This window comes from Martinezella multihospitum (assembly GCF_900094585.1).
In the GTDB taxonomy this organism is placed as follows: Bacteria; Pseudomonadota; Alphaproteobacteria; order Rhizobiales; family Rhizobiaceae; genus Rhizobium; species Rhizobium multihospitium.
The window spans coordinates 355,961-381,853 of record NZ_FMAG01000003.1 but is presented as its reverse complement, the minus strand read 5'-3'; the positions used below and the strand labels follow the sequence as shown (position 1 = coordinate 381,853).

Genomic DNA, 25,893 nt, shown 5'->3' with positions numbered 1-25,893 from the left:
AATTGTTGATCGATCTAGCGTGTCAGGCGGCGCGCATGACGGTCAGGCCGTTGTTATTTGCCGCAGCCCTTTCAGTCTCACGAAGCCGCGTATCGTCAAGCTCGTGAATGATCCGCAAGCTCGTGCCGCCGTTTGCATTCGGGGTGATCCTGAAGGTCACGTTGCTTTCGAGGAAGGGCGGCGCGTCGTCCCGCAGCCTGTAGCGGACCTCTTCGCCCGGCGTGACCGATATTGCCTCGGGTTCGGCCAAAGCTTCCTTTGGCAGCCAGTTTTCCCGAAGCTCGGGATGCTGATGGCGCGCCAGACTTTTTGCGGCGGTTCGCTGAGCTCGTATTCTAGTTCGACGGCCCTTTTCCGCGCAGGGATCTTCGGATCGTTCATTGGTCCATATCCTTCAGCAAGACCTTGAGAGCTTCGATGCGGGCAGGCCAGTAGGCGCGGTATTTCGCCAGCCATTGGGCGATGAGGGTGAGCCCCTCCGGATCGACCTCGTAATTCACGAAACGCCCCTGTCGTTCTTCCCTAACCAGTCCCGCGCTGCGCAGGACGCCCAGATGCTGGGACATCGCCGGCTGGCTGATCTCCATTCCTTCGCGCAGGGTGCTGGCATTCATGCTGCCCGCAGCCAGCTTCTCGAAGATGGCGCGGCGGGTCGGATCGGCCAAGGCCCGGAATATCTCATTCTCTATCATGGAGACAGATAAGCACGTACTTATGTGATTCGCAAGAGGTTTCCGCATCGGTCCGGTCAGGACTAAGGCGAAGCATGCCAAAGAAAAATCCGCCGCGAAGCGATTCGCGACGGATTTTGGGAAGACCAAGTTCTTTGCGGAAAGGAGGTTGCTTAGTCGACCTTGACCAGGCGACCTTCCCTGACCGACTGCAGCGCGGCATCCGCGAGCTTCAGCGCGGCAAGGCCATCGGCGCCCGACGGCGTGATGATGGCGCCCTTTTCGACCGCGGCGATGAAGCTCGCGATCTCGTTGGCATAGGCTTCGGTGTAGCGCGTCATGAAGAAATCATGCAGCGGCGGGCGGGTGTAGCCATCGCCGTTGGCGACTTCGATGGAGAAGGGGCGCTGGTTTTCTGCCGATACCAAGCCCTTCGAGCCGTGGATTTCGATGCGCTGGTCGTAGCCATAGGTGGCGCGGCGGGAGTTGGAGATAACAGCCTGCTTGCCCGATGCCGTCTGGAGGATCACGGAAACGCTGTCGTAATCGCCGGCTTCGCCGATCGCCTTGTCGACGAGGACTGCGGCCGTTGCGGTGACGGCGACCGGCTCTTCGCCAAGCAGGAAGCGCGCCATGTCGAAATCATGGATGGTCATGTCGCGGAAAATACCGCCGGAGCGCTTGATGTAATCAACGGGCGGGGCGCCCGGATCGCGCGAGGTGATCGTCACCATTTCAACAGTGCCGATGCGGCCTTCGTCGATGGCCTTCTTCACGGCCATGAAATGCGGGTCGAAGCGGCGATTGAAGCCGACCATCAGCTTGCCCTTGGTTTCCTCGACAACCTTGATGCAAGCCTTGACGCGGGCGACGTCGAGATCGATCGGCTTTTCGCAGAAGACGGCCTTGCCGGCGCGCGAGAAGCGCTCGATGAGATCGGCGTGGGTATCGGTCGGCGTGCAGATCACCACGGCGTCGATATCCTTTGCCGCTTCGATTGCCTCGATGGTACGCACTTCGCAGCCATACGCGGCGGAAATCGCGTCCGCAGCCGCGGGAAACGCATCCGCGACAGCGACGAGCTTGGCGTTGGCATCGCCGCTGACGGCTTTCGCATGCACCTTGCCAATGCGTCCGGCACCGAGCAGACCAAATCTGACAGTCATTTCTACCTCCCTGGATTCGGAATAAATGGACCGAATATAAATCTCTATGGAATTTTCATTCCATTTTCCGGTGGCGGCGTCAAGCCGCCTGGACTTCACAATTCTCAAAATCACCGTTCGATGCCGGCTTAGCCGAAATCCGCCCGGGAAACCTTATTTTATCCGGACGGCTTCACAATTTTCCCGATGATGCGCTAAAGACATGTCTTCTTGAACAGGCAAAAGAGACCCATGCAACTGATCGATCCCAGCCATCCCATCTACAAGCCGCTTTGGGTGCGCATCCTCATCGTGGCCGTCTGCTTTGGCTGGGCAGCCGTCGAAACGCTCGGCTCGCAGCCGTTCTGGGCGATGCTGTCGGGTGCGCTCGGCGCTTATTCCGCCTGGATGCTGCTTCTGAATTTCAAACCGCAGTCGCCCGAAGCGACCAATGCTGCGCCGGCGCAGGACGAACCCGCCGAGGATGACGAGCCGGCAGACGACAAGAAATAATCATCGCCTGAGGCGGCGTATGGCCTCGTCGATCAGCTGATTGGCAAGCGTCATGCGGGTCGTCGCCTGTTCGCGGAAGAGGGCGGCGACGCTGTCTGGATGATTGGCCTTGGCGAAGCTGCGGCGTTTTTCCTGCAGGGCTTCGCGTGTGAGGTCGGAGGTGATTGCCAGCTCGGCAGCCACTTCATCCCTTGTGGTTCGACCAAGATGTTCCGGCATGGCCGGCGGCTCCGGCTCTTGCGGCGCGGGTTCAGGCTTTGGCTCCAATTCAGGCAAGATGACGGGATCGCCAAGATTGTCGCGATAGGCTTCGTCGGGCCGTTGCGTGTCGGGCGTCTCGCCGCCCAGAACCGTTGCTGCAAAGCTGACATTCAGGCCGCGAATGCGATGCGCGGCCTCTTCCTTTTCTGCCTCGTCCTCTTCGCTGTCGAGACGGTCGAGCACGGATTGAAACAATGATTGCTTGAACAGCATGCGTGGTCTCCACGCCAAGCTTCATAGGAGTGGAAGTTGGCGCGGAGCTTATGGCTTGCATTCATGTCAGCGAGAGATGCCGGCTCTCTTCCAGGATCATGTCATGCAGCAGACGTGCACTTGGCGGCATGGCGCGTTCACGGGCCGTGATGAGGCTATAGGGCCTGACGTCGATATCGAAATCGATCGGCAGGATAGAGGATTCGCCGGCCTGTGACGTCTGCCCGCAAATGAATTGCGCCATGTCGAGCGCGATCGGCGCGATCGCATCTGTCTTGCAGACGACCGCAAGCGTCAGAAGCAGGGACGAGGTGTTGACGACATTTTCCGGCAGCGGCACGCCTGCAGCAAGAAAGATGTCCTCCACTTTGCGGCGAAGCAACGTGCCCGGAGGCTGGAATACCCAATCGTAACCGGCCAGATCATGCAGACCGGCAACGCCCTTCTCAAGCAGCGGATGTCCGTTGCGAACCACCAGGCAAGCTTTTTCGACGCCGATCTCATGGGCGGTGAACAGGCGCGGATCGAGGTCATCCGGGATGCGGCTGATAATGAAATCGTGGCGGGCGGCGAGCAGCTCGCGCGCGAGTACATTGCTGTTCTCGACTTCGATATTGATCTCTATGCCGGGATAGGTGCGCGTCACGCGCTGAATTGCCGGGACGACAAGGCTGATCGCCGGCGCGGTCACCGCCCCCAGAAAGACCGAGCCACCCTTGCCGGTCCGCAAGGCGCCGAGCTCCCGGCCAGCCTCGCGCAGCTCCAGCAGGATCTTGCGCGCTCGCTTGGCCAGGGCGAGGCCGAAAGGGGTCAACATGACGCCTCTGGCGACCCTCTCGTAAAGCGGGCTTTTGACAATCGACTCCATTTCTGAGAGCATGCGTGAAGCCGCAGGTTGTGACATGTTCATGGACTCAGCGGCGGCGGATATTTGCCCGTGATCCTCGATCGTGACGATCATGCGCAGGTGATTGAGCTTCAAACCGGCTTTCAGCAACGCATCGTCGCGAAAACTGTCGGAATGAATCTCAATGCCATCGCTCACATAATCGTTATATATTTTCTCCATAGCGGCCAAATTTCCCATTCGTCGGCAAAAAAGTACTATTTTTTAACATTATATCAAACTTGGTATATGTTTAGCCAGTTATTCTATTTGACAGTTATACGAAATCGTACGAGTTTGCCGATTGTGCGCTGGGTACAGCTCATAAACCGTGAGAGCGTGGAGGAGACCTACTTCGTTTCTCACAATTAGAAGTAAATCATTCCTTCTACGGAACCTGCCGCAGTTTCGGGCGGGCATTTTTTGTCCGCCACATTATCAACAAGGGAGAGAGTAATGAAATCCATTATCTCATTGATGGCCGGCGCAGCGCTCGGCGTCGCTACGCTCGTGGCACCTGCCTTCGCGGCAGATAAGGGTACTGTCGGTATCGCCATGCCGACCAAGGCCTCGGCTCGCTGGATCGATGACGGTAACAACATCGTCAAGCAGCTCCAGGCCGCCGGTTACGGCACCGACCTGCAGTATGGCGACGACGACATTCCGAACCAGCTCTCGCAGATCGAAAATATGGTCACGAAGGGCGACAAGGTTCTCGTTATCGCTTCGATCGACGGCACCACGCTGTCCGACGTCCTGCAGAAGGCTCACGATGCCGGCATCAAGGTCATCGCCTATGACCGCCTGATCCGCAACAGCGGCAACGTCGACTACTATGCGACCTTCGACAACTTCAAGGTCGGCGTTCTGCAGGCTGGCTCGATCGTCGACGCCCTAGGCCTCAAGGATGGCAAGGGTCCGTTCAACATCGAGCTGTTCGGCGGTTCTCCGGACGACAACAACGCGTTCTTCTTCTACGACGGCGCAATGTCGGTCCTGAAGCCCTACATCGACAGCGGCAAGCTGGTCGTGAAGTCCGGCCAGATGGGCATGGACAAGGTCGGTACGCTGCGTTGGGACCCGGCAACGGCCCAGGCTCGTATGGATAACCTGCTGTCGGCCTACTACACCGACGCTCACGTCGACGCCGTTCTGTCTCCGTATGACGGTCTGTCGATCGGTATCCTCTCCTCGCTCAAGGGCGTTGGTTACGGCACCGGCGGCGTGAAGCTCCCGATCGTTACCGGTCAGGACTCGGAAATCCCGTCGGTCAAGTCGATCATCGCTGGCGAACAGCATTCGACGATCTTCAAGGATACCCGTGACCTCGCCAAGGTCACCGTCAGCATGGTCAACGCTCTGATGGAAGGCAAGACGCCCGAAGTCAACGACACCAAGACCTACGACAACGGTGTCAAGGTTGTTCCGTCCTACCTGCTGACCCCGGTCGCAGTTGACAAGACCAACTACGAGAAGATCCTCGTCGAGGGTGGTTACTACAAGGCTGACCAGCTGAAGTAATCTTCCGATATACCGGTCAGGGCTCGCTTTAGCGCGAGCCCTGGCTTTGATATTTAAGACGATCGCGCGGTCTGCTATGTTCAGTCGCGGCGTTGGATTTGGACTATGGACGATACCATTCTCGAAATGCAGAACATCACCAAGTCGTTCCCCGGTGTGAACGCCCTGGAAAATGTCAATCTGAAGGTTCGTCAGGGCGAGATACATGCCTTGGTCGGCGAAAACGGGGCCGGCAAATCGACCCTGATGAAGGTGCTCTCAGGCGTCTATCCCGCTGGCACCTACGAAGGCGACATCCACTACGATGGCGCGGTTCGTCAGTTCAAGACGATCAGGGATTCCGAAGATATCGGCATCATTATTATCCATCAGGAGCTGGCGCTCGTTCCGCTTCTGTCGATCGCCGAGAATATTTTCCTGGGCAACGAGGTCGTTGCCAATGGCATGATCAACTGGCAGGAAACATTCACCCGCACCAAGCGGCTGCTTGCAAAAGTAGGCCTTAAGGAATCTCCGAATACGCTCGTGACGGACATCGGCGTCGGCAAGCAGCAACTTGTCGAGATTGCCAAGGCCCTGTCGAAGAGCGTCAAGCTGCTCATTCTCGACGAGCCGACGGCATCGCTCAACGAAAGCGATTCCGATGCGCTTCTCAACCTCCTCATGGAATTCCGCAATCAGGGCATCACGTCGATCATCATCACGCACAAGCTCAACGAAGTGCGCAAGGTGGCCGACCAGATCACCGTGCTGCGCGACGGAATGACCGTGAAGACACTGAACTGTCACGAAGAAGAGATCAGCGAAGACATCATCATCCGCAACATGGTCGGCCGTGAACTCGCCGACCGCTATCCGCCGCGCTCGGTTCCGATCGGCGAGACGATCTTCGAAGTGAAGAACTGGAACGCGTTCCACCAGCAGCATCGCGACCGTCAGGTTCTGCACGATATCAACGTCAATGTCCGCAAGGGCGAAGTCGTCGGCATCGCGGGCCTGATGGGTGCCGGCCGCACCGAATTCGCCATGAGCGTTTTCGGCAAGTCCTACGGCCACAAGATCAGCGGTGAAGTCTTCGTCGATGGCAAGCTTGTCGACACCACTACGGTGCGCAGGGCGATCGACGCGGGTCTTGCCTATGTTACCGAAGACCGCAAGCAGCTCGGTCTCGTTCTGTCGAACAGCATCCTGCACAATACGACGCTCGCCAACCTGCTCGGTGTTTCCAGGGCGACGGTCATCGATGACGTGCGTGAGCTGCAGGTGGCGACCAACTATCGCGCCAAGCTGCGTATCCGCTCGGCAGGCGTCTTCCAGGAGGCGGGCAACCTGTCCGGCGGCAACCAGCAGAAGGTGGTTCTGTCGAAGTGGTTGTTCTCCGACCCGGAGGTCCTGATCCTCGACGAGCCGACGCGCGGTATCGACGTCGGTGCCAAATACGAAATCTATTCCATCATCAACCAGCTTGCCGCCGACGGAAAGGGCGTTCTGATGATCTCATCGGAAATGCCTGAGCTTCTCGGCACTTGCGATCGCATCTATGTGATGAACGAAGGTCGCATCGTCGCCGAATTGCCAAAGGCAGAGGCGAGCCAGGAGAGTATCATGCGCGCTATCATGCGCTCAGGGGAGAAGCATCAATGAGCTCGGCCAACCCAGCCACGGAAAGCAGCCACGTCGTTTCCATCGGCGACCATATCCGCAACAATATTCGCGAATACGGCATGTTGATCGCGCTCGTCGTTATCATGCTGCTGTTCCAATATCTCACCAACGGCGTTCTGTTCAGGCCGCAAAACCTGACCAACATCGTGCTGCAGAACTCGTTCATCGTCATCATGGCGCTCGGCATGCTGCTGGTCATCGTGGCTGGCCATATCGATTTGTCCGTCGGCTCCGTCGTCGGTTTCGTCGGCGCGGTCGCGGGCGTGCTGGTTGTGCAGATGCACATGAATCTCGCGCTCGCGACGGTCATTTGTCTTCTGATGGGGGCCGCGGTCGGCGCCTGGCATGGATATTTCATCGCCTATCACCGCATACCGTCGTTCATCGTCACGCTGTCGGGCATGCTGGTTTTCCGTGGTTTGACCTATGCCATCATCAATACGACCGGCAACGGCAGCAGCATCGGTCCGTTCCCGCCGGCGTTTCAGATCGTCGCAACCGGCTTCATTCCCGATTTCATGGACATGGGCGGCATCCATTCGACGTCGATCTTCCTGACCATTGCCATCCCGATCGTGATGTTCCTCCTCGCATGGCGCGGCCGCAGCGTGAATGAGAAGCATGGCATCGATGTCGAGCCCTTCGGCTTCTTTATCGGTCAGAATCTGGTCATCGCCGCCGCGACCATCTTCATCGGCTACCAGATTTCCTCCTATCGAGGACTGCCGAACGTTCTGGTTCTCATGCTGCTGCTGATCGCTCTTTACGGTTTTGCCACGCAGCGCACGACGATCGGTCGTCGCATCTATGCCATGGGCGGCAATGAAAAGGCGACGAAGCTCTCGGGTATCGATACCCGCCGCCTGACCTTCTACACCTTCATCAACATGGGCATCCTGGCGAGCATCGCCGGCATCATCATCGCCACGCGCTTGAACTCGGCCACCGCCAAGGGCGGCGACGGTCTCGAGCTTGACGTGATTGCGGCCTGCTTCATCGGCGGCGCTTCGGCTTCCGGCGGCGTCGGCAAGGTGACGGGTGCCGTTATCGGCGCCTTGATCATGGGTGTCTTGAACCAGGGCATGTCGATCCTCGGCTACCAGACGGACTCCCAGAAGATGATCAAGGGTGCGGTCCTGCTCGCTGCCGTGTTCATCGACGTCTACAACAAGAACAAGGGTTGATCGCTTAAGCGATCGACCCAGGCTTTTAAAACCAAATCCATGACAGAGTCCGGCTCTCGCTGAGAGCCGGAACGGTAGAACGCATCCGATCTCTGTCTGTTAGGAAAGGATGAAAGATATGCTCATCTCGCAGATCAAGGGTTCGAACGGCGAGATCGTCGTTGCCGTCCGCAACGGTTCCGGTGAAACCGCCAAGGCCGTCGTCAATGGTGGCAGCGTTTACAAGCTTGCCATGGAAGCCGCCGATAGCGGCAAGTCGCTGGCATCGGTCATCGAGGCCCATGGTCTCGGCGAGGCGATCGATCTCGAAAAAGCCTATGCAGAGGGCCGTTTCCTACCGCCGATTACGCATCCGGACGCCGCACACTTGCATCTGACCGGCACCGGCCTGACGCATCTCGGCTCGGCTGCGACGCGCGATTCCATGCACAAGAAGACGACGGAAGCGGCCGAAGAGACGCTGACCGACTCCATGAAGATGTTCAAGATGGGCATCGAGGGCGGCAAGCCGAAAGCGGGCGAGAAGGGCGTGCAGCCCGAATGGTTCTATAAGGGCAATGGCTATGGCGCTGCGGCCCCGGGTGCAGCACTCGTATCTCCATCCTTCGCGCTCGACGGCGGCGAAGAGCCGGAAATGGCCGGCATCTATGTCATCGCCAAGGATGGTACGCCGTTCCGTATCGGCTTTGCGCTGTCGAACGAATTTTCCGATCACGTCACCGAGCGGATCAACTATCTTTATCTCGCCCATTCCAAGCTGCGTCCGGCAAGCTTCGGTCCGGAAATCCGCATCGGCGTTGCGCCAGAAGATATTCGCGGCACGTCCCGCATCAAGCGTGGCGACAAGGTGATCTTCGAAAAGCCGTTCCTGTCGGGCGAAGCGAACATGTCGCATACCTTCGCGAACCTTGAATATCATCACTTCAAGTACGGCATCTTCCGCGTTCCCGGCGATGTGCATGTGCACATGTTCGGCACGGCGACGCTTTCGTTTGCCGAAGGCATCAAGCCGGAAGTCGGCGACGTCTTCGAAATCGAGGTTGGCGAATTCGGTCTGCCGCTGCGCAATCCGCTGGCACTCGATGCCGAGGAAGAAGTGGCTGTTCGCCAGCTGTAATTTGTCGAGCCCGGCCGCCAGGGATCGGCCGGGTATTTTCAATACGATCCAGGAAGGCATGACGCCATGAGCATTCATCAGAACTTGATCGCCGGCGAGTGGACGGGGACGAACGGTACGGAAAACATCAACCCGTCGGATACGAACGAGGTGGTCGGCCTCTATGCGAGCGCAAGCGCGCAAGATGTCGCTGACGCGATCGCTGCCGCGAAGGCGGCCTTTCCGGCCTGGTCGCGTTCCGGCATCCTGGAGCGCCACACGATCCTGAAGAAGGCCGGCGAGGAGATCCTGGCGCGCAAGGACGAACTCGGCGCGCTGCTCGCCCGCGAAGAGGGCAAGACGCTGCCTGAGGCGATCGGCGAGACGATCCGCGCTGCGCAGATCTTCGAATTCTTCGCCGGTGAGGCGCTGCGCCTGGCAGGTGAAGTGCTCCCTTCCGTGCGCCCGAACATCGGCGTCGAAATCACCCGCGAGCCGCTCGGTGTCATCGGCATCATCACCCCCTGGAATTTTCCGATTGCCATTCCGGCCTGGAAGATCGCGCCTGCGCTCTGCTACGGCAACACCATCGTCTTCAAGCCGGCCGATCTCGTGCCCGGCTGCTCCTGGGCCATCGTCGATATCCTCAACCGGGCCGGCCTGCCGAAGGGCGTGTTGAACCTCGTCATGGGCAAGGGTTCGGTCGTTGGCCAGGCCATGCTCGACAGCCCGGTTCTTTCCGGCATCACCTTCACGGGCTCGGTCGGCACCGGCAAGCGCGTGGCGCTGTCCTCCGTCGAACATGGCCGCAAGTATCAGCTCGAAATGGGCGGTAAGAACCCGATGGTCGTGCTTGACGACGCCGATCTGACCGTCGCTGTCGAAGCGGCTGCCAATTCCGCCTTCTTCTCGACCGGCCAGCGCTGCACGGCTTCGTCACGCCTGATCGTCACCGAAGGTATTCACGACAAGTTCGTGGCGGCGCTGACGGAGAAACTGAAGACGCTGAATGTCGACAACGCTATCAAGGCCGGCACGCATATCGGCCCGGTCGTCGATGCCAAACAGCTGAAGACAGACACCGACTATATCGAGATCGGCAAGCAGGAGGGTGCAAAGCTCGCCTTTGGCGGCGAACTCGTCAGTCGCGACACCCCCGGCTTCTATCTGCAGCCGACGCTCTTCACCGAAGCGACGAACCAGATGCGCATCAGCCGCGAGGAGATCTTCGGGCCGGTTGCATCCGTCATCCGCGTCAAGGATTACGAAGAGGCGTTGGCGACGGCCAACGATACGCCGTTCGGCCTGTCCTCCGGCATTGCCACGACCAGCCTGAAGCATGCGACGCATTTCAAGCGCAATGCGGAAGCCGGCATGGTGATGGTCAACCTGCCGACGGCAGGTGTCGATTTCCATGTGCCGTTCGGTGGTCGCAAGGGCTCGTCCTTCGGTCCGCGCGAGCAGGGCAAATATGCCGCCGAATTCTTCACAACCGTCAAGACCGCATACACGCTGGCCTGACCATCGACTTCAAAGCCCGGGCGCGAACGAGGCGGCCCGGGCGACGCAAAAGGTACTGAGACAATGAAAAAGAAAGCTGAATGGCCGCGCAGACTGCGTTCCTACGACTGGTTTGGCGGCACCGGCAAGAATGCGATCATGCATCGCTCCTGGATGAAGAACCAGGGCCTGCCGGCCGATACGTTCGACGGTCGTCCGATCATCGGCATCTGTAATACCTGGTCGGAGCTGACGCCCTGCAACGCGCACCTGCGCGATCTTGCGGAGCGCGTAAAGCGTGGTGTCTACGAGGCGGGCGGCTTCCCTGTCGAATTCCCGGTCTTCTCCGTTGGGGAAAGCACGCTGCGCCCGACGGCGATGATGTTCCGCAACCTCGCTGCTATGGATGTCGAAGAAGCGATCCGCGGCAATCCGGTTGACGGCGTCGTGTTGCTTGGCGGCTGCGACAAGACCACGCCGAGCCTGCTGATGGGTGCCGCTTCGGTCGACATCCCGGTCATCCTCGTTTCCGGCGGCCCGATGCTGAACGGCAAGTGGCGCGGCAAGGATGTCGGTTCCGGCACGGCGATCTGGCAGTTTTCGGAAATGGTGAAGTCCGGCGAGATGTCGCTGGATGAATTCATGGATGCGGAGCAGGGCATGGCTCGCTCGGCCGGCAGCTGTATGACCATGGGTACGGCCTCGACCATGGCGTCGATGGCCGAAGCGCTCGGCATGACCTTGCCCGGCAATGCCGCCATCCCGGCTGTCGATGCACGCCGCCGCGTCATCTCGCAATTGTCCGGCCGCCGTATCGTCGACATGGTCAAGGAAGATCTGAAGCCTTCCGACATTCTGACCAAGGAAGCCTTCGAAAACGCGATCCGCGTCAATGGCGCCGTCGGCGGTTCGACCAATGCCGTTCTGCATCTGCTGGCGCTTGCCGGCCGTATCGGCGTCGACCTGTCGCTCGACGACTGGGATCGTCTCGGCCGCGAAGTGCCGACCATCGTCAACCTGCAGCCGTCCGGCAAGCACCTGATGGAAGAGTTCTACTATGCCGGCGGCCTGCCTGTCGTCATCAAGGCGGTCGGCGACATGGGCCTGCTGCACAAGGACGCCATCACCGTCACCGGGGATACGATCTGGGCCGGTGTCAAGGATGTCGTCAACTACAATGACGACGTCATCGTCCCGAAGGAAAAGGCACTGACTCAGTCGGGCGGTATCGCCGTTCTGCGCGGCAATCTGGCACCCAAGGGTGCCGTTCTCAAGCCATCCGCCGCTTCGCCGCATCTGATGCAGCATAAGGGCCGCGCCGTGGTCTTCGAAAGCATCGAGGACTACCATGCCCGCATCAATCGCGACGATCTCGACATCGACGAGAACTGCATCATGGTTCTCAAATATTGCGGTCCGAAGGGTTATCCGGGCATGGCCGAAGTCGGCAACATGGGCCTGCCGCCGAAAGTGCTCAAGAAGGGCATCACCGACATGATCCGCATCTCCGATGCGCGCATGTCTGGCACCGCCTACGGCACCGTCATCCTGCACACGGCTCCGGAAGCTGCCGATGGCGGCCCGCTGGCGCTGGTCCAGAACGGCGACATCATCGCCGTCGACGTTCCCGCCCGCACGATCCAGCTTGAGATCTCTGACGAGGAAATGGCCAAGCGCCGCGCCGCCTGGGTTTCTCCGGTGAAGCCGCTCAATGGCGGTTACGGCGGTCTCTATGTGAAGTCGGTCATGCAGGCCGACACCGGCGCCGACCTCGACTTCCTCGTCGGCCCACGCGGCTCGGAAATCCCGAACAACCGCGACAGCCACTAAGATTACTGCCTGAATTGAAAGGGGCGGGACGAAAGCTCCGCCCCTTTCGTATGGGATGTTAGCTCTGGCTTTGGCTCTGACTTTGCCCCTGGCTTGCCACCGTCACCTTTACCGTGAGGGTTTCGCCCGGCGTGCCGATCCGCATGCCGGAGACGGGTGCCGCATCCCGATAGCATAGGCCGGTCGCGATGCGGACGTAACGGGCATCAGGGCAGACGTTGTTGGCGGGATCGAAGCCGACCCAGCCGAGGCCGGGAACGTGTGCTTCGGCCCAGGCATGCGTCGCGGCCTGCTCGTTCTTACCTTCCATCATCAGATAGCCGGAGACGTAGCGGGCCGGGATGCGCAATGCGCGGGCGCCGGCGAGGAAGACATGGGCGTGGTCCTGGCAGACGCCGCTCTTGGCTTCCAGGGCCTGCTCAGCCGTCGTCTCGGTGTCGCTGGTGCCCGGCTTATACTCCACCACCTCGTGGATCGCAGCCATCAGCGCGTGCATCCTGCTGAGTTCATTGTCACCGGAAACGCCGCGCAACAGCTCTTTGGTCAACTTGCCTGCCTTGGTGCGTGGCGATTCCCGCAGGAAGAGCCAGAGCGGACTGAAGCCCACATGTGGGCCGATCACGCCGTTCAGATCCTGGGTCTCGACTTCGCCCGATGCAATGATCCTGGTCGATTCCTGCTGGCCGTCGAGGGAAACGAGGGTGGCGCGATTGCCGAACTGGTCGTCATATTCCACCTCGGGCTTGGCGCCCTCAACGGAAAGCTTCCAGTCGATGACCGTTTGCCCGACGCCGGTCAGCGGCGTCAGGTGCAGCCGCTGCAGGGAGAACTGCGCCGGCTCGTCGTAGCGATATTCCGTAATATGGCTGATCGTCAGTCTCATGATATCGCCCGCCTATTCGTAGAACCGATAGCCGTCGGAAATTTCGGCGCCCAGCTTGTTGTTGCGGGCGACGAAATCTTCGAGGAACTCATGCAAGCCCTGGTCCATGATGCGCTTGATCGTCAGCTTTTGCAGCGATTGGCGGATGGCTTCCGCCGTATCGTGCGCCGGCAGCCGTTTTTCATATTCGGCGCTGAGATAGCCGATATTGCTGACGATCTTGTCGTAGCAATAGGCAAGCGAGCGCGGCATCTGGCCATTGAGGATCAGGAAGTCGGCAATGTTCGCCGGCTTGTACTCGGGATCGTAAGCCCATTTATAGGCCCGGTGCGCCGAGACCGATCTGAGGATCGACTCCCATTGTGCATTGTCGAGCGACGAGCCGACATGCGAGACGGACGGCAGCAGCACGTAATATTTTACGTCGAGGATGCGCGCCGTATTGTCGGCGCGCTCGATGAAGGTGCCGATGCGAGCGAAGTTATAGAGCTCGTTGCGTAGCATCGAGCCGTGGAAGGCGCCGCGGATCAAGCCGGCGCGCTGCTTGATGACGTCTATCGTCTCGGGCAATTCCGCCGTCTTCAGCTTCTTGCCGAGCAGCGACTTCAGTTCGATCCAGCATTCGTTGGTCGCTTCCCAGGTGTCGCGGGTCAGCGCCGTGCGCACCATGCGGGCGTTGTTGCGGCCGTATTCGATGCAGGACATGACGCTCGACGGATTGGAGCGATCGCGCATCAGATAGTCGATTGCATCGGTGCCGGTCAGCTTGCCATGCACTTCGTCATAGGCCTCGCGCACGCCGGCGCTTTGCAGGACGCCATCCCAGTCGTCGTCGACGGCATCGCTGCGGGTCAGCGACATGCGCTGTCCGGCATCGACAAGGCGGGCTATGTTTTCGGCGCGCTCGATGTAACGGAACATCCAGTAGAGGCCATTCGCGGTTCTTCCCAGCATGTCCGATCAGTCCTCCAGAACCCAGGTGTCTTTGGTGCCGCCGCCCTGGCTGGAGTTGACCACCAGCGAGCCTTCCTTCAGCGCCACGCGGGTCAGCCCGCCGGGGATGATTCGCACCTTGTCGGAGACGAGGACATAGGGCCGCAGATCGACGTGCCTGGGTGCGATGCCCTTGTTGACGAGGATCGGCACGGTCGACAGCGAAAGGGTTGGCTGCGCGATGTAGTTGTTCGGCTTGCTCTTGAGTTTTTCCGCAAAAGCCGTCCGCTCCTTCTTCGTAGCCGTCGGTCCGACGAGCATGCCGTAGCCGCCGGAGCCGTGGACTTCCTTGACGACGAGATCGGCAAGGTTATCGAGCACATATTGCAAGCTGTCGGGCTCCGAACAGCGCCAGGTCGGTACGTTTTCGAGGATCGGCTTGCGGCCGGTATAGAATTCGACGATCTCCGGCATGTAGGAATAGATCGCCTTGTCGTCGGAAATGCCGGTGCCGGGCGCATTGGCTATGGTGATGTTGCCGGCGCGATAGACATCCATAATGCCGGGAATGCCGAGGGCAGAATCCGGGCGGAAGGTGAGAGGGTCGAGGAAATCGTCGTCGACGCGCCGATAGAGCACGTCGATCGCCTCGTAGCCGCGCGTGGTGCGCATCTTCACCTTGCCGTCGATGACGCGCAGATCCGAACCTTCCACCAGTTCCACGCCCATCATGTCGGCGAGGAAGGAATGCTCGTAATAGGCGGAGTTGTAGATGCCTGGTGTCAGCACTGCGACACGCGGCTTGCCCTTGCAGCCGGGAGGGGCGAGGGATGCCAGGCTCTGGCGCAGCAGCAGCGGATAGTCCTCGACGCGCTGCACCTTGTTCTGGTGAAACAGCTCCGGGAACATCTGCATCATGGTTTCGCGGTTTTCCAGCATGTAGCTGACACCGGACGGCGTGCGGGCATTATCCTCGAGCACATAAAACTGGTCTTCGCCGGTGCGGACGATATCGGTGCCGACGATGTGGGTGTAGACGCCGCCCGGCGGCCGGAAGCCGATCATCTCAGGAAGGAAGGCGTCGTTCCGCTCGATCAGCTCGCGTGGGATGCGGCCGGCGCGGATGATTTCCTGCTTGTGGTAGATGTCGTCGAGGAAAGCGTTGAGGGCGATGACCCGCTGCTCGATGCCCTGGGCGAGCTTGCGCCATTCGCGGCCTGAAATGATGCGGGGGATGATGTCGAAGGGGATGAGCTTTTCGGAGGAGTCTGCGTGTCCGTAGACCGCGAAAGTGATGCCCGTTTTTCGGAAGATGGTTTCCGCATCGCGGGATTTGGCAATGAGGTGGCCCCTGTCCTGGCCTGAGTACCACTCGAAGTATTTCTCGTAAGGCGCGCGCGGACTTTCATCCGCAGTAATCATTTCATCAAATGCCAAAGGTGCGGTCCCCGTGTTTTTACCCATTTGAATACAACGGTTTTTACAATGCAAGAACTATGCGCAGTTGCCATCGCGAATTTCGCAATATCGAAAAATGCCGGATTTACAGGCATTTAAGAGTAAAATGGCTGTTGCTTGCCAGGTCTTGTCGCAATGTTCGGATCAAAATTTGAGCATCTGCTTCTTTTGCGGACTGAACGCCTGGGTAGTGGCTGAGGTTTCTGAAACCAGGACGGTGGTTCGCCGGACGTGAAGAAAAATTGATTGCTGTTTTCAGCAGATCGATTTTGACCACGCAACCGCCATCGGCTATCAGCCGTCAACCCCTCCGCGCGACACCCTGAGTCGACTAGGATTCCGGATCCTAAGCGCCCAATATATCGGTCCGATTCCCATGTCCCTCGATAAACTTGCGCCGGCGATTTTCGTTCTTCTCTGGTCCACCGGCTGGATCGTCGCCAAATATGCTTCGCTGCATGCAGGCCCTTTCACCTTCCTGATGATCCGCTATAGCCTGTCGGCACTTGCTTTCGTGCTGCTCTGTTCGATCGCTCGGGCTAAGTGGCCACGCGACTGGTCGAGTGTGTTTCGGGCCGTTTATTCCGGGATTTTCCTGCATGGCATCTATCTGGCGAGCCTTTGGTGGGCGATTGCCGAGGGCGTGCCGGCCGGCATTTCCGGCATCATTGCGGCGCTGCAGCCGCTGATGACCGCCATGGCCGCGCCGCTTCTCGTCGGCGAGCGGCTGCGGCCGATGCAGAAGGTCGGCCTGCTGCTCGGCTTCCTCGGCATAGCCATCGCGATCTCGCCGAAACTCTTGGCGACAGATACGGCCAATCTCTGGCAATCGGCGGTGCCGCTCGTCGTCAATCTGCTGGGTATGGTCTCGGTGACTTACGGCACGCTCTACCAGAAGCGGCACCTGCAGACCGGCGACCTCAGAACCATCGCGACCTTGCAATATGTCGGCGCGCTGATCGTGACCGTCCCCTTGGCCTTCATCTTCGAAGGTTTGCGTTTCGACGGCACGCAGACGGCGATCCTGTCGATGCTCTGGTCGGTCTTCGGCCTGTCGATGGGTGCCGTTGGTCTGCTGCTCTATCTCATCCGCCGCGGGCAGGTGTCGCGTGCCGCATCGCTGATCTACCTGATGCCGCCCGCTGTCGCCATCGAGGCTGCGATCGCCTTCGGCGAGCCGCTGACGCTGCCGATCATCATCGGCACGGTGATTGTGGTGATCGGTGTTTACCTCACCAATCGGCGTGCGGCGGAAGTCGTGCCGGAATAGGTTCTATGACTTCTTGTGGGCATCGCTCCGTCGACGCCATCGCAGAAGCCTGCCATCGACAACTACCAGGCTGGAGACGATCAGGGCCAATCCGAGGAACTCGTAAGGTTCCAGACGCTCTCCAAGGAATGCGGTACTTAAGATGATCGCGCTCGCCGGCACGAGCAGCGTCACCAGCGACGCATTTGTCGCGCCTGCAGAGGCGATGAGATTGAAATAGAGGATGAAGGCGAAGGCAGTCGTCACGATTGCGAGAGTGCCAACAGCCAGCCAGATCGAGATATTCGCGCTTACAATGTCGCGCGGACTATAGAAAAGAAGGACGATCGGCATCACAACGATGGTGGAGGCGGTCAACTGGCCGGTCGCGACAACGACCGGCTTCATGTCCCGAAATCGTTTGGCGAAGACAGCTGCGAATGCATAGGAAACTGCCGCTCCGATCACAGCAAGTTTCGCCCATGTCGGTCCGCCGAAATTGGAGAAGAAGCCTGGGCCGATCATGGTGGCGGCGCCGCCAATCCCGAGAACTACGCCGGTAAGTTTGCTGGGGGAAAGCTTTTCGTCTGCCGTCAGCAGATTTGCGACCAGGGCTGTCCAGAGCGGCGTCGTCGCGTAGAGCACCGAGGCAAGGCCCGCTCCGATCTCCGTTTGGCCGCTGAATATCAGAGAAAACGGGATAACGTTGTTGAGCCGTGCGAGACCCAGGAACGAAGCTGATCTTGCAATGGCGGGCGCAAAGGAAATGCTACGCAGGCGCAACCAGACATGCAGGACAAGCGCGGCAATCGAAACCCGATAGAGGACCAGCGCCAGCGGCGGGATTTCCGCCACCGCTATACGGGCAAAGAAGAATGATCCGCCCCACAGCGCGCCGAGAAGCAGGAGCTGCCCCCAGTCGCTTGCAGACATTGACCGTGTTGCCATCGTTTGCAACGTTCGTCCCCAAACCTCCAAACATGCTCCAAGCTACGCCTGCAAAGGCTTATCTGGAGGAAACAGTCATCCAAACATTGTTCTCCAAGCGAAATGGGAATGCCAGGCAGCCTCGAAGTTTCGAATTTACTCTCATGACTGCATCCGTAGTCTTCATGCAGGCCGTCAACGGAGGAACTATCAGTGGCGATTGAGATTCGGCCCGCCGTTGACAGCGACTTGTCGGGCATTGCCCGAGTCGTGGTCGATACCTGGAGGGCGACTTTTGCTGGGCTGCTGCCGGAGGATTTCCTCAAGGGCATGTCCTATAGCCAACAGGAGCAGCGCCATCGCCGTTATCTGGGTCATGCCGACATCGCTTATTACGTGGCGGAAGACGAGAAAGGCGAGGTCGTCGGATTTGCGAGCGGAGGGCCCAGCCGGCATTCGGGCTTCCCGCAGGAAGCTGAAGTTTATGCGCTTTATCTTCTGCCTGGCTATCAGCGCCGCAAGATCGGTTCGGCTCTCTTTGCTGAAGTGGCGCGAGATCTCGGAGATATGGAGCACAAGGGATTGCTGGCGCTCGCATTGGAGAACAATCCAAACAGGGTTTTCTACGAGCGCCTGCGCGGCCGACCAGTGGCTACGGGGTCGCTTATACTCGACGAAACTGCAGTCGGTCAGGTCGCATATGTATGGGATGATCTTCCGGCTTTAATCGAAAGCCTTCAAGGCCAGGCGGAATAAGCAAAGAAAAAGGGGGCCAACCGGCCCCCCTCAATTCATTGCATCAGGCACGTTCGCGGCGCTGGCCGCCATTGCCGGGGCCACGGCGCTTCATGCGGCCGTTGCCGCCATTGCGCTGTTCGCCCTGAGCACCGCGCTCTTCGTTGTGGCGGCCGGCGGGGCGGCCATGGGCATGGCGCTGTCCGCGATGGGCACCGCCCTCATGCGAGGCGCCGTTGCTGTTGGCCTGGCCGTTGTGCTGTTGCTTGCGAGCGGGGCGGAAGTCCGACGTGGAGACGAGATCGTTGTCGGGTTCCGGACGCGGCGTCTGCTCGTTGCGGCGCTGACCACGGAAATCGGCGTTGCGATTGTTTTCGCGCTGCGGACGATCGTTGCGCGGACGGCGTTCTTGACGCTCGCCGTTCTGACCGCGGGCTTCACCGCCTTCGCTATCAAAGAACGGACGACGGGCCGGACGTTGCGGGCGGCCTTCGCCGCGCTCGCGTCCCTGGCCGTTCTGGCCCCGGCCTTGGCCACCATTGCCGTGATTACCATTACCTTGGCCGCCGCGGCCCTTGCCGCGAACGGGACGGCCGCGATCGGCCGGAGCCTCGCCGCTGGCAACGGCAATTTCGATGCCCATCAGGCGCTCGATGTCGCGCAGCAGCCGGATTTCATCCGGAGCGCAGAAGGCGATGGCGATGCCGTCGCGGCCGGCGCGCGCCGTGCGACCGATGCGGTGAACATAGGCGTCGGGAACTTCCGGCAGATCGAAGTTGTAGACATGCGAAACGCCGGGGATATCGATGCCGCGGGCGGCGACGTCGGTAGCGACGAGAACGCGGACGTCACCATCGCGGAAGCCCTTGAGCGCGCGTTCGCGCTGGCCCTGGCTCTTGTTGCCGTGAATGGAGGCAGCGGCAAAGCCGACGTGATCAAGGTGCTTCATCAGCTTCTCGGCGCCGTGCTTGGTGCGCAGGAAGACGATGGCGCGGCCATCCGGGTTGGCAGAGATGGTTTCCTTGAGGATCTCGGTCTTGTGGTTCTGGCCGGCAACGAAGTGGACATACTGCTCCACCTTGTCGGCTGCCTTGCCCGGAGGCGAGACTTCGACCTTGACCGGATTGGTCAGGTAATCGGAAGCGAGATCGGCGATGGCCTTCGGCATGGTGGCCGAAAACAGCAGCGTCTGGCGCTTGGCCGGTACGAGCTTGGCGATCTTGCGCAGGTCGTGGATGAAGCCGAGGTCGAGCATCTGGTCGGCTTCGTCGAGGACCAGATGAGTGACATGGCCGAGCGAGAGGGCGCGGCGATTGATGAGGTCGAGCAGGCGGCCGGGGGTGGCGACGAGAATATCGGTGCCGCGCTCGAGCTGAAGCTGTTGCTTGTTGATCGACGCGCCGCCGACCACGAGGTTGATCCGCAGCGGCGACTTGCGCACGAAGAGCTTGAGATTGTCGGCGATCTGGTTCACCAGTTCGCGGGTCGGAGCAAGGATCAGCGTGCGGACGGTACGGTTGTCGGGACGCTTGGCTTCCTTCAGCAGCATTTCGATGATCGGCAGGCCGAATGCAGCCGTCTTGCCAGTGCCGGTCTGGGCGAGGCCGATGAGATCGCGGCCCTGGAGAACGAGCGGAATCGCCTGAGCCTGGATTGGCGTCGGCGTGGCGAAGTTGTTCTGCGACAGCGTATCGACGATCTGCTTGGAGAGACCAAGCGAGTGAAAATCGGTCAATTCAATACCTTTCGGGGGCGCCAAAGCAAATAGGCCGGGTCGCACCATGCGGTCCGGTCTGTCTCTGGCGTCAAGAACCCCGCGTGAAGTGGGAACTTGTAAGTTGGAAATAGCTTTCCAGCGCATCCGGCCGCAGCGCTCGGCGCGGCCTCATTCATAAAAGCGCTTTTGTCCTTCTCTTGCGTACAGATTGTCCCGCAGGGCACGCTCACGCGGCGGCCGGAAGGTGAAAGCTGAGGCGCATTTGGTCTTAAACGCGGCCAATGTCAAGGGGTGTGGGCGAAAGCTTTTCAACACTCAGACGAAAATGCCGCCGGAAATCCGGCGGCATGAGAGATCGGAGACGACTGATGGGGAGCGTCGTTTAGGCTTCAGCGGCAGACCTCGACGCGATAGGGCCGGCCCCAGCCGTCGTGGCGCCATGCCCAGTAGCATCTGGGGTAGGGGCGCACATAGACCCGTTCATAGACCGGGCCGTCGTAATAGGCCGGATAGGCCGGATAATAAGCCGGGTAGGCGGGCCGCGCAGCCCCGGCAATCAAGGCACCGCCGAGGGCACCGGCGGCAAGACCGCCGAAAAAGGCGCCGCGGTCGGAGGCGCTGGCAGTGGTGGTGGTTACGGCCGCGGCGCTGCCAAGCGTCAGCGCGATCAAACCGGCCGTCGTTAATGTGCGAAGCACAGACATTGACATCCCTTTCCCAAAAAACACAGGGCTCCCAGCCGAAGCCGAGTTTGAAGGTGCGTGGGAAAGCGGGCGAAGTCGCGACCAAAAAGAGGTCCGTGACATTAAATTTCGTTCATGATTTGAGGCGTAAAATCCCTTTGTTTTCAACTAGAAATCGGTAGGAACACCACCCTCTGCCTTGCGCTTGGCGACGAAGGCGTCGAGCTCTTCTTCGATTGCCGGATCGAGCGGCGGGCGTTCATAACGCGCTAGCGTTTCCTTATAGACGCGGTTGGCATGATCATAAGTTGTGGGTCTCCCGGCCTCCGCCCAAGTTTCGTTGTTTCGCCAGTCCGAGAGGATCGGCGAATAGAAGGCGGTCTCATAGCGGGCGAGTGTGTGGGCCGTACCGAAATAATGGCCACCGGGGCCGACGTCGCGCACGGCATCCAGCGCCAAGGCATCGGCGCTGACATCGAGCGGCGTCAGGAATTCCGCGACCATCTGCAGCATATCGACATCGAGGATGAATTTTTCGAAGGAGGCGGTCAGCCCACCCTCGCTCCAGCCGGCGGCATGGAGCACGAAGTTGCCGCCGCCCTGGGTCAGCGCCCATAAGGAAAGCGCCGATTCGTAAGCTGCCTGCGCATCGAGCGTGTTGGAAGCATTGGTGTTGGAGGTGCGGTAGGGGATGCCGTAGCGGCGAGCGAGCTGGCCGCCTGCGATGACCGCCTTCATATATTCCGGCGTACCGAAGGCGGGTGCTCCGGTCTTCATGTCCACATTCGAGGTGAAGCCGCCATACATGACCGGCGCGCCCTTGCGCACCATCTGCGTGAAGGCGAGGCCGCAGAGTGCTTCGGCATTCTGCTGCACCAGTGCGCCGGCGATCGTCACCGGCGCCATGGCGCCCGCCAGCGTGAACGGCGTCACCACCACGACCTGACCGCGCGACGACATTTCGATGATGCCCTGCAGCATCGGCCCGTCGAGGCGCAGTGGCGAGGAAGAGTTGATGATGGTGAAGAGCGAGGGCTCGCGCTCCATCTGTTCCATGCTGATGCCGCGGCCGATACGGGCGATCTCGATCGCATCGAGATTGCGTTGTTTGCCCAGCGAATAGCAATGGAAGGCCTTGTCGGTGAGCTTCACGATATCGGAGAGGCAATCGAGATGGCGCACCGAGGCATGGATATCGATGGGTTCGACCGGATAGCCGCCGGTCATATGAATGACGTCGAAGGACTGGGCGAGCTTGATGAGCTTGCGGAAGTCTTCCTGATTGCCGGCTCTCCTGCCGCCGTCGCGGTCGGCGACGAAGGGGGCGGAGGCAACCTGTGCGAAGACGAGATTGCGGCCGCCGATCTCAACGTTTCTAAGGGGATTGCGGGCATGCAGCGTGAAGTTCGAGGGGATCGAAGCGATCAGCTCCATGATCATGTTGCGATCGAACCGGACGCGTTCCTTGCCCGGTGTGACGTCCGCGCCGGCAGCCTTCATGCGCTCGCGCGCCTCCGGCAGGATGATATCCATGCCGATCTCTTCGAGGATGGTCAGCGATGCCTCGTGAATATTGTCAAGCGCTTCGGGCGACAGGAGTTCTGTGCGAGCGAGATTGTTGACGAGGTTGAGGTATTTCGTGCCGCTCGGCTTGCGGCTGCGTTCAGCTCCGCGCCCTCCGGCCCGCCGCCGCCGTTCGCCCGTCGCCGTTGCGATCTGCGCTTCGTTCAAGGTCAGGCTTCCTTCGTCGCTCATGGCGCTCGCTCCCAATGATCCGTTGACGGATTCTTGGCAGAGTTTCCCCCGACGTGCCGCTGTCGTTTGCGACCCTGACATGACCGTTATAGGATAGCGCATAGCCTGAACGCGACGTCGGAGCGATGGTCAACATGGTTAACGCCTTGTTAAAGCCAATCATGCTAGAGCGTCGTTTCATGAACTATCATGCGCGGTGAAAAGAGAGGCTCCGTTTGACCTTGGACGGTGAACTGCTCGACATAGCGTGCCGTCGGATCGCCAGTCTGGACAGGCCCGCCTACATCAAGAACAGCGAGCTTCGTTACGTCGCCGTCAATGATGCCTATGCGCGGTTTTTCGGGCACGATATTTCCGACTTCATCGGCAATCGCAGCCATGATCTTCTCGATGCGGGCGAGAGCGCCGACAGAGAAGACAGAGAGCGCCGTGCGCTGGTCTTCGGCTCCGAAGAGGTGGCGCTGTGCTTCGACGGATCGGGCCGTCAACGCTCGCGCATCCAGATCGAGAGTTTTTCCCCTTCGGAAGACCGCGTTTATATTTTCGGTGTGTTTCTCGACGCGCCTGCCAAGACGCTGCATCAGGATCTCGACAATATTCTCCGCTCGATGCCGATCGGCGTCCTGATCCACGACAGCGACTACGTGGTGGAATATGTCAACGACGCCTTCTACGATATTTGGGAGTTCTCAAAGGAGGATCGTTTCGAAGGCCGCCCCTATCGGGATCTCATCGCCAAGCACTACGAACTGGCGCGTTTCGGTTTCGATGGCCGCAGCATCGACGATATCTATCAGGAACGTCTGGCGGCACTGCGCAAGGCGGGCGAGCATCTGCAGACGGAGATGAATTTTGCCGACGGCAAGTCGGTCATCATCGACGCTCGCCGCATTTCCAACGGCCGGACGCTGATGTCCTACACGGATATTTCCTCCGTCAAGCAGCAGTTCCAGGAGATCACCGAGACCCGGCTGGCGTTGGAGCATCTCGGCGAGCTCATGGCCGATGCCATGCAGGCTATGTCCCAGGGACTGCTGATCGTCCAGGACGGTACGATCATGCTCGTCAATGACCGGCTGAAGGACATGCTGAAGCTGCCGGCGGAGCTTCTGGAAGTCGGCAAAGGCTGGTCTGCGGCCTTCGACTATTGTGCGGAACGCGGCGACTTCGGCGATGATGCCGAGGCTGTGCGGGCATCGTGGGGGGAAAGCATTGCGGCCGGCAAGCCGATCTCCTGCGTGTTCCAGATCACCGGCGACCGCTGGATGCAGCTCGGCGCCGCGATCGGCGAGCATCGCCGCTGGACGGTGGTGCTGACCGATGTCACGGAGATGAAGGAACGCGAGGCGGATTTACAGCTGCTTCTGGCACGCAGCAATGCCGCGGACCGGGCGAAATCCGAGTTTCTGACCCATATGAGCCATGAAATCCGCACGCCGATGAACGGCGTTCTCGGCATGGCGGAACTGCTCGGCAAGACCGATCTCGATGCCCGGCAAAAGACCTTCGTCGATATCATCGTCAAGTCGGGCAATGCGCTGCTGACCATCATCAACGACATTCTCGATTTTTCCCGCATCGATACCGGCGAAATGCATCTGCGCAAGATGGCATTCGATCCCGCCGAGGCCGTCGAGGATATTGCGACCCTGCTCGCTGCGGCCGCATCGGAAAAGAATATCGAGCTGATGGTGCACATCGCTCCCGGCGTGCCGGCGGCGATACTGGGCGATGCCGGCCGTTTTCGGCAGATCGTGACCAATCTTGTCGGCAATGCGATCAAGTTCACCGAGCGCGGTCATGTGCTGGTGGAGCTGGACAGCCAGCCAGCGCCGGGTGACACCATATTGCTCGTCCTTCGTATCGAAGATACGGGCATCGGCATTCCCGACGAAAAGCTCGATACGATCTTCGACAAGTTCTCGCTGGCGGATTCTTCCTTTGCGCGCCGGCTTGAGGGATCGGGCCTGGGGCTCGCCATCACGGCCGGCCTCGTCGATCTTTTCGGCGGCTCGCTGTCGGTGGAGAGCGAATGGGGCAAGGGATCGGTCTTCACGGTTCATCTTCCGATGCCGCTGGTCGCCTCGCGTGGCAAAGTCGCGGAGCTGCCGGCCAATGTGAGGGATGCCCGCGTCCTGATCGTGGAAGACGATGCGATCCATCGGCGCATCTTGACCGAACAGTTGGCGCAATGGGGTTTTGACGGGCATGTCGCTGAGGATGGCAGGACTGCGCTCGCCATTCTGGATGCTGCCTTCGATATGGGCGTATCGGTCGATGCGATCATCGTCGACTACAGCATGCCGGGTATGAATGGCTATCAGGTCGCGAGCGCCGTGCGCGCCGATCCACGCTTCGATACGCTGCCGATCGTGTTCCTGACGTCGATGAGTGTTGCCGGTTGCGACAGGGAATTCGCCGACGTCAACGGCCAGGCGCATCTGATGAAGCCTGTGCGCGCCAATGTGCTGCGCGGCACGATCATCGATGTCGTGCGCGCATCGCGGCGGAAGAAACTGGGGGAGCGATCGGCTCCCATTGAACGTCGGCTTCCGATAGAAACGGAAGCTGCGGCCGCGATCGAGGCCACCGATCGGATGACGTCGGCCAAACCCGGCAATGCCATCGACGTCCTCGTTGCCGAGGACAATGAGGTGAACCAGATCGTCTTCACGCAGATCCTGCAGGCGACCGGCCTGAGGTTCCTCGTCGTAGAGAACGGCCAGGCTGCCGTGGACGCATGGCGCCAGTTGCGGCCGTCACTGATCCTCATGGATGTATCCATGCCAGTCATGAATGGCCATCAGGCGACCCGTATGATCCGGCAGTTCGAGACCCAGGCCGGGCAGGGGTGGCATGTGCCCATCGTCGGGGTCATGGCGCAGGCGCTGGATGTCGATCGTATCACATGCATGCAGTCGGGCATGGACGATTGCATGTCGAAGCCGATCAGCCCCGAGCTTCTCGAAACGAAGATCCAGCGCTATCTAGGCGATACCGCTTTCCAAGCCGATCGCTCCAAGAACTAGGTTCAGATCGATAGGCGGAGCGCAAGGCTGGATGGCGGT

21 protein-coding genes and 1 pseudogene are annotated in these 25,893 nt (G+C 60.0%); 10 read left to right on the top strand and 12 right to left on the bottom strand.

Annotated features, from left to right (window positions below):
• Positions 1–22: 22 nt before the first annotated feature.
• From GA0061103_RS13435 to iolG, 3 genes and pseudogenes are all read right to left on the bottom strand, one after another.
• Positions 23–381, bottom strand: a pseudogene (locus GA0061103_RS13435) (SRPBCC family protein).
• On the bottom strand, positions 378–692 hold the full coding sequence (locus tag GA0061103_RS13430; RefSeq protein ID WP_092711904.1) for an ArsR/SmtB family transcription factor: 315 nt from the start codon (positions 690–692) through the stop codon (positions 378–380). Before GA0061103_RS13430 ends, GA0061103_RS13435 begins: the two are co-directional and overlap by 4 nt.
• 152 nt (positions 693–844) lie before the next feature.
• Positions 845–1,837 carry an inositol 2-dehydrogenase gene (iolG, locus tag GA0061103_RS13425; protein WP_092711902.1) on the bottom strand — a complete coding sequence of 331 codons (993 nt, stop codon included), beginning with the start codon at positions 1,835–1,837 and terminating at the stop codon, positions 845–847.
• A gap of 231 nt (positions 1,838–2,068) precedes the next feature.
• Here iolG and GA0061103_RS13420 point away from each other — a divergent pair, with 231 nt between their 5' ends.
• Complete coding sequence (locus tag GA0061103_RS13420) at positions 2,069–2,329, top strand: hypothetical protein (protein ID WP_092711900.1); 261 nt, start codon at positions 2,069–2,071, stop codon at positions 2,327–2,329.
• Here the strand turns inward: GA0061103_RS13420 and GA0061103_RS13415 are convergent, their stop codons facing one another.
• Entirely contained in the window at positions 2,330–2,803 is a 474-nt protein-coding gene (locus tag GA0061103_RS13415; RefSeq protein WP_092711898.1) for a hypothetical protein, read from the bottom strand.
• 61 nt (positions 2,804–2,864) lie between these two features.
• Positions 2,865–3,872, bottom strand: a complete 1,008-nt coding sequence (locus tag GA0061103_RS13410) for a LysR family transcriptional regulator (protein WP_092711896.1) — start codon at positions 3,870–3,872, stop codon at positions 2,865–2,867.
• A 273-nt stretch (positions 3,873–4,145) separates the two neighbouring features.
• Between GA0061103_RS13410 and chvE the strand changes: the two genes are divergently transcribed.
• From chvE to araD, 6 genes are all read left to right on the top strand, one after another.
• Positions 4,146–5,210: a multiple monosaccharide ABC transporter substrate-binding protein gene (gene chvE / locus GA0061103_RS13405; RefSeq protein WP_092711894.1), complete on the top strand. Its 1,065-nt coding sequence runs from the start codon at positions 4,146–4,148 to the stop codon at positions 5,208–5,210.
• A 105-nt stretch (positions 5,211–5,315) separates the two neighbouring features.
• Positions 5,316–6,854: a multiple monosaccharide ABC transporter ATP-binding protein gene (mmsA, locus tag GA0061103_RS13400; RefSeq protein WP_092711892.1), complete on the top strand. Its 1,539-nt coding sequence runs from the start codon at positions 5,316–5,318 to the stop codon at positions 6,852–6,854.
• A complete protein-coding gene (gene mmsB, locus GA0061103_RS13395; protein WP_092711890.1) occupies positions 6,851–8,059 on the top strand; it encodes a multiple monosaccharide ABC transporter permease in 1,209 nt (402 codons plus the stop codon). Before mmsA ends, mmsB begins: the two co-directional genes overlap by 4 nt.
• 118 nt (positions 8,060–8,177) lie before the next feature.
• Positions 8,178–9,176, top strand: a complete 999-nt coding sequence (gene araD1, locus GA0061103_RS13390; protein WP_092712793.1) for an AraD1 family protein — start codon at positions 8,178–8,180, stop codon at positions 9,174–9,176.
• 66 nt (positions 9,177–9,242) lie between these two features.
• Complete coding sequence (locus GA0061103_RS13385) at positions 9,243–10,676, top strand: aldehyde dehydrogenase family protein (protein WP_092711889.1); 1,434 nt, start codon at positions 9,243–9,245, stop codon at positions 10,674–10,676.
• Positions 10,677–10,739: 63 nt separating this feature from the next.
• The gene (araD, locus tag GA0061103_RS13380) at positions 10,740–12,485 is read left to right on the top strand and encodes an L-arabinonate dehydratase (protein ID WP_092711887.1); all 1,746 of its coding nucleotides are present in this window, start codon (positions 10,740–10,742) and stop codon (positions 12,483–12,485) included.
• Positions 12,486–12,543: 58 nt separating this feature from the next.
• Here the strand turns inward: araD and GA0061103_RS13375 are convergent, their stop codons facing one another.
• The 3 genes from GA0061103_RS13375 to GA0061103_RS13365 are packed head-to-tail and all read right to left on the bottom strand — an operon-like array spanning position 12,544 to position 15,738.
• Positions 12,544–13,368, bottom strand: coding sequence for a transglutaminase family protein (locus GA0061103_RS13375; protein WP_092711885.1), 825 nt, complete (start codon positions 13,366–13,368; stop codon positions 12,544–12,546).
• A gap of 12 nt (positions 13,369–13,380) precedes the next feature.
• A complete protein-coding gene (locus tag GA0061103_RS13370; protein ID WP_092711883.1) occupies positions 13,381–14,322 on the bottom strand; it encodes an alpha-E domain-containing protein in 942 nt (313 codons plus the stop codon).
• A 6-nt stretch (positions 14,323–14,328) separates the two neighbouring features.
• A complete protein-coding gene (locus tag GA0061103_RS13365) occupies positions 14,329–15,738 on the bottom strand; it encodes a circularly permuted type 2 ATP-grasp protein (RefSeq protein WP_092711881.1) in 1,410 nt (469 codons plus the stop codon).
• Positions 15,739–16,135: 397 nt separating this feature from the next.
• Between GA0061103_RS13365 and GA0061103_RS13360 the strand changes: the two genes are divergently transcribed.
• On the top strand, positions 16,136–17,029 hold the full coding sequence (locus tag GA0061103_RS13360; protein ID WP_092711879.1) for a DMT family transporter: 894 nt from the start codon (positions 16,136–16,138) through the stop codon (positions 17,027–17,029).
• 3 nt (positions 17,030–17,032) lie between these two features.
• Here the strand turns inward: GA0061103_RS13360 and GA0061103_RS13355 are convergent, their stop codons facing one another.
• The gene (locus tag GA0061103_RS13355; protein ID WP_092711877.1) at positions 17,033–17,941 is read right to left on the bottom strand and encodes a DMT family transporter; all 909 of its coding nucleotides are present in this window, start codon (positions 17,939–17,941) and stop codon (positions 17,033–17,035) included.
• A gap of 207 nt (positions 17,942–18,148) precedes the next feature.
• On the opposite strand from GA0061103_RS13355, the gene GA0061103_RS13350 reads away from it, so the two are divergent.
• Entirely contained in the window at positions 18,149–18,691 is a 543-nt protein-coding gene (locus GA0061103_RS13350) for a GNAT family N-acetyltransferase (RefSeq protein ID WP_092711875.1), read from the top strand.
• Positions 18,692–18,734: 43 nt separating this feature from the next.
• Here GA0061103_RS13350 and GA0061103_RS13345 read toward each other — a convergent pair whose 3' ends face one another.
• From GA0061103_RS13345 to GA0061103_RS13335, 3 genes are all read right to left on the bottom strand, one after another.
• On the bottom strand, positions 18,735–20,453 hold the full coding sequence (locus GA0061103_RS13345) for a DEAD/DEAH box helicase (protein ID WP_092711873.1): 1,719 nt from the start codon (positions 20,451–20,453) through the stop codon (positions 18,735–18,737).
• Positions 20,454–20,776: 323 nt separating this feature from the next.
• Positions 20,777–21,091 (bottom strand): hypothetical protein, encoded by a 315-nt coding sequence (locus tag GA0061103_RS13340; RefSeq protein WP_092711871.1) that lies wholly within the window; start codon positions 21,089–21,091, stop codon positions 20,777–20,779.
• A 147-nt stretch (positions 21,092–21,238) separates the two neighbouring features.
• Complete coding sequence (locus tag GA0061103_RS13335; protein WP_092711869.1) at positions 21,239–22,825, bottom strand: trimethylamine methyltransferase family protein; 1,587 nt, start codon at positions 22,823–22,825, stop codon at positions 21,239–21,241.
• A gap of 215 nt (positions 22,826–23,040) precedes the next feature.
• Between GA0061103_RS13335 and GA0061103_RS13330 the strand changes: the two genes are divergently transcribed.
• Positions 23,041–25,854: a response regulator gene (locus GA0061103_RS13330; RefSeq protein WP_092711867.1), complete on the top strand. Its 2,814-nt coding sequence runs from the start codon at positions 23,041–23,043 to the stop codon at positions 25,852–25,854.
• Positions 25,855–25,893 lie beyond the last annotated feature (39 nt).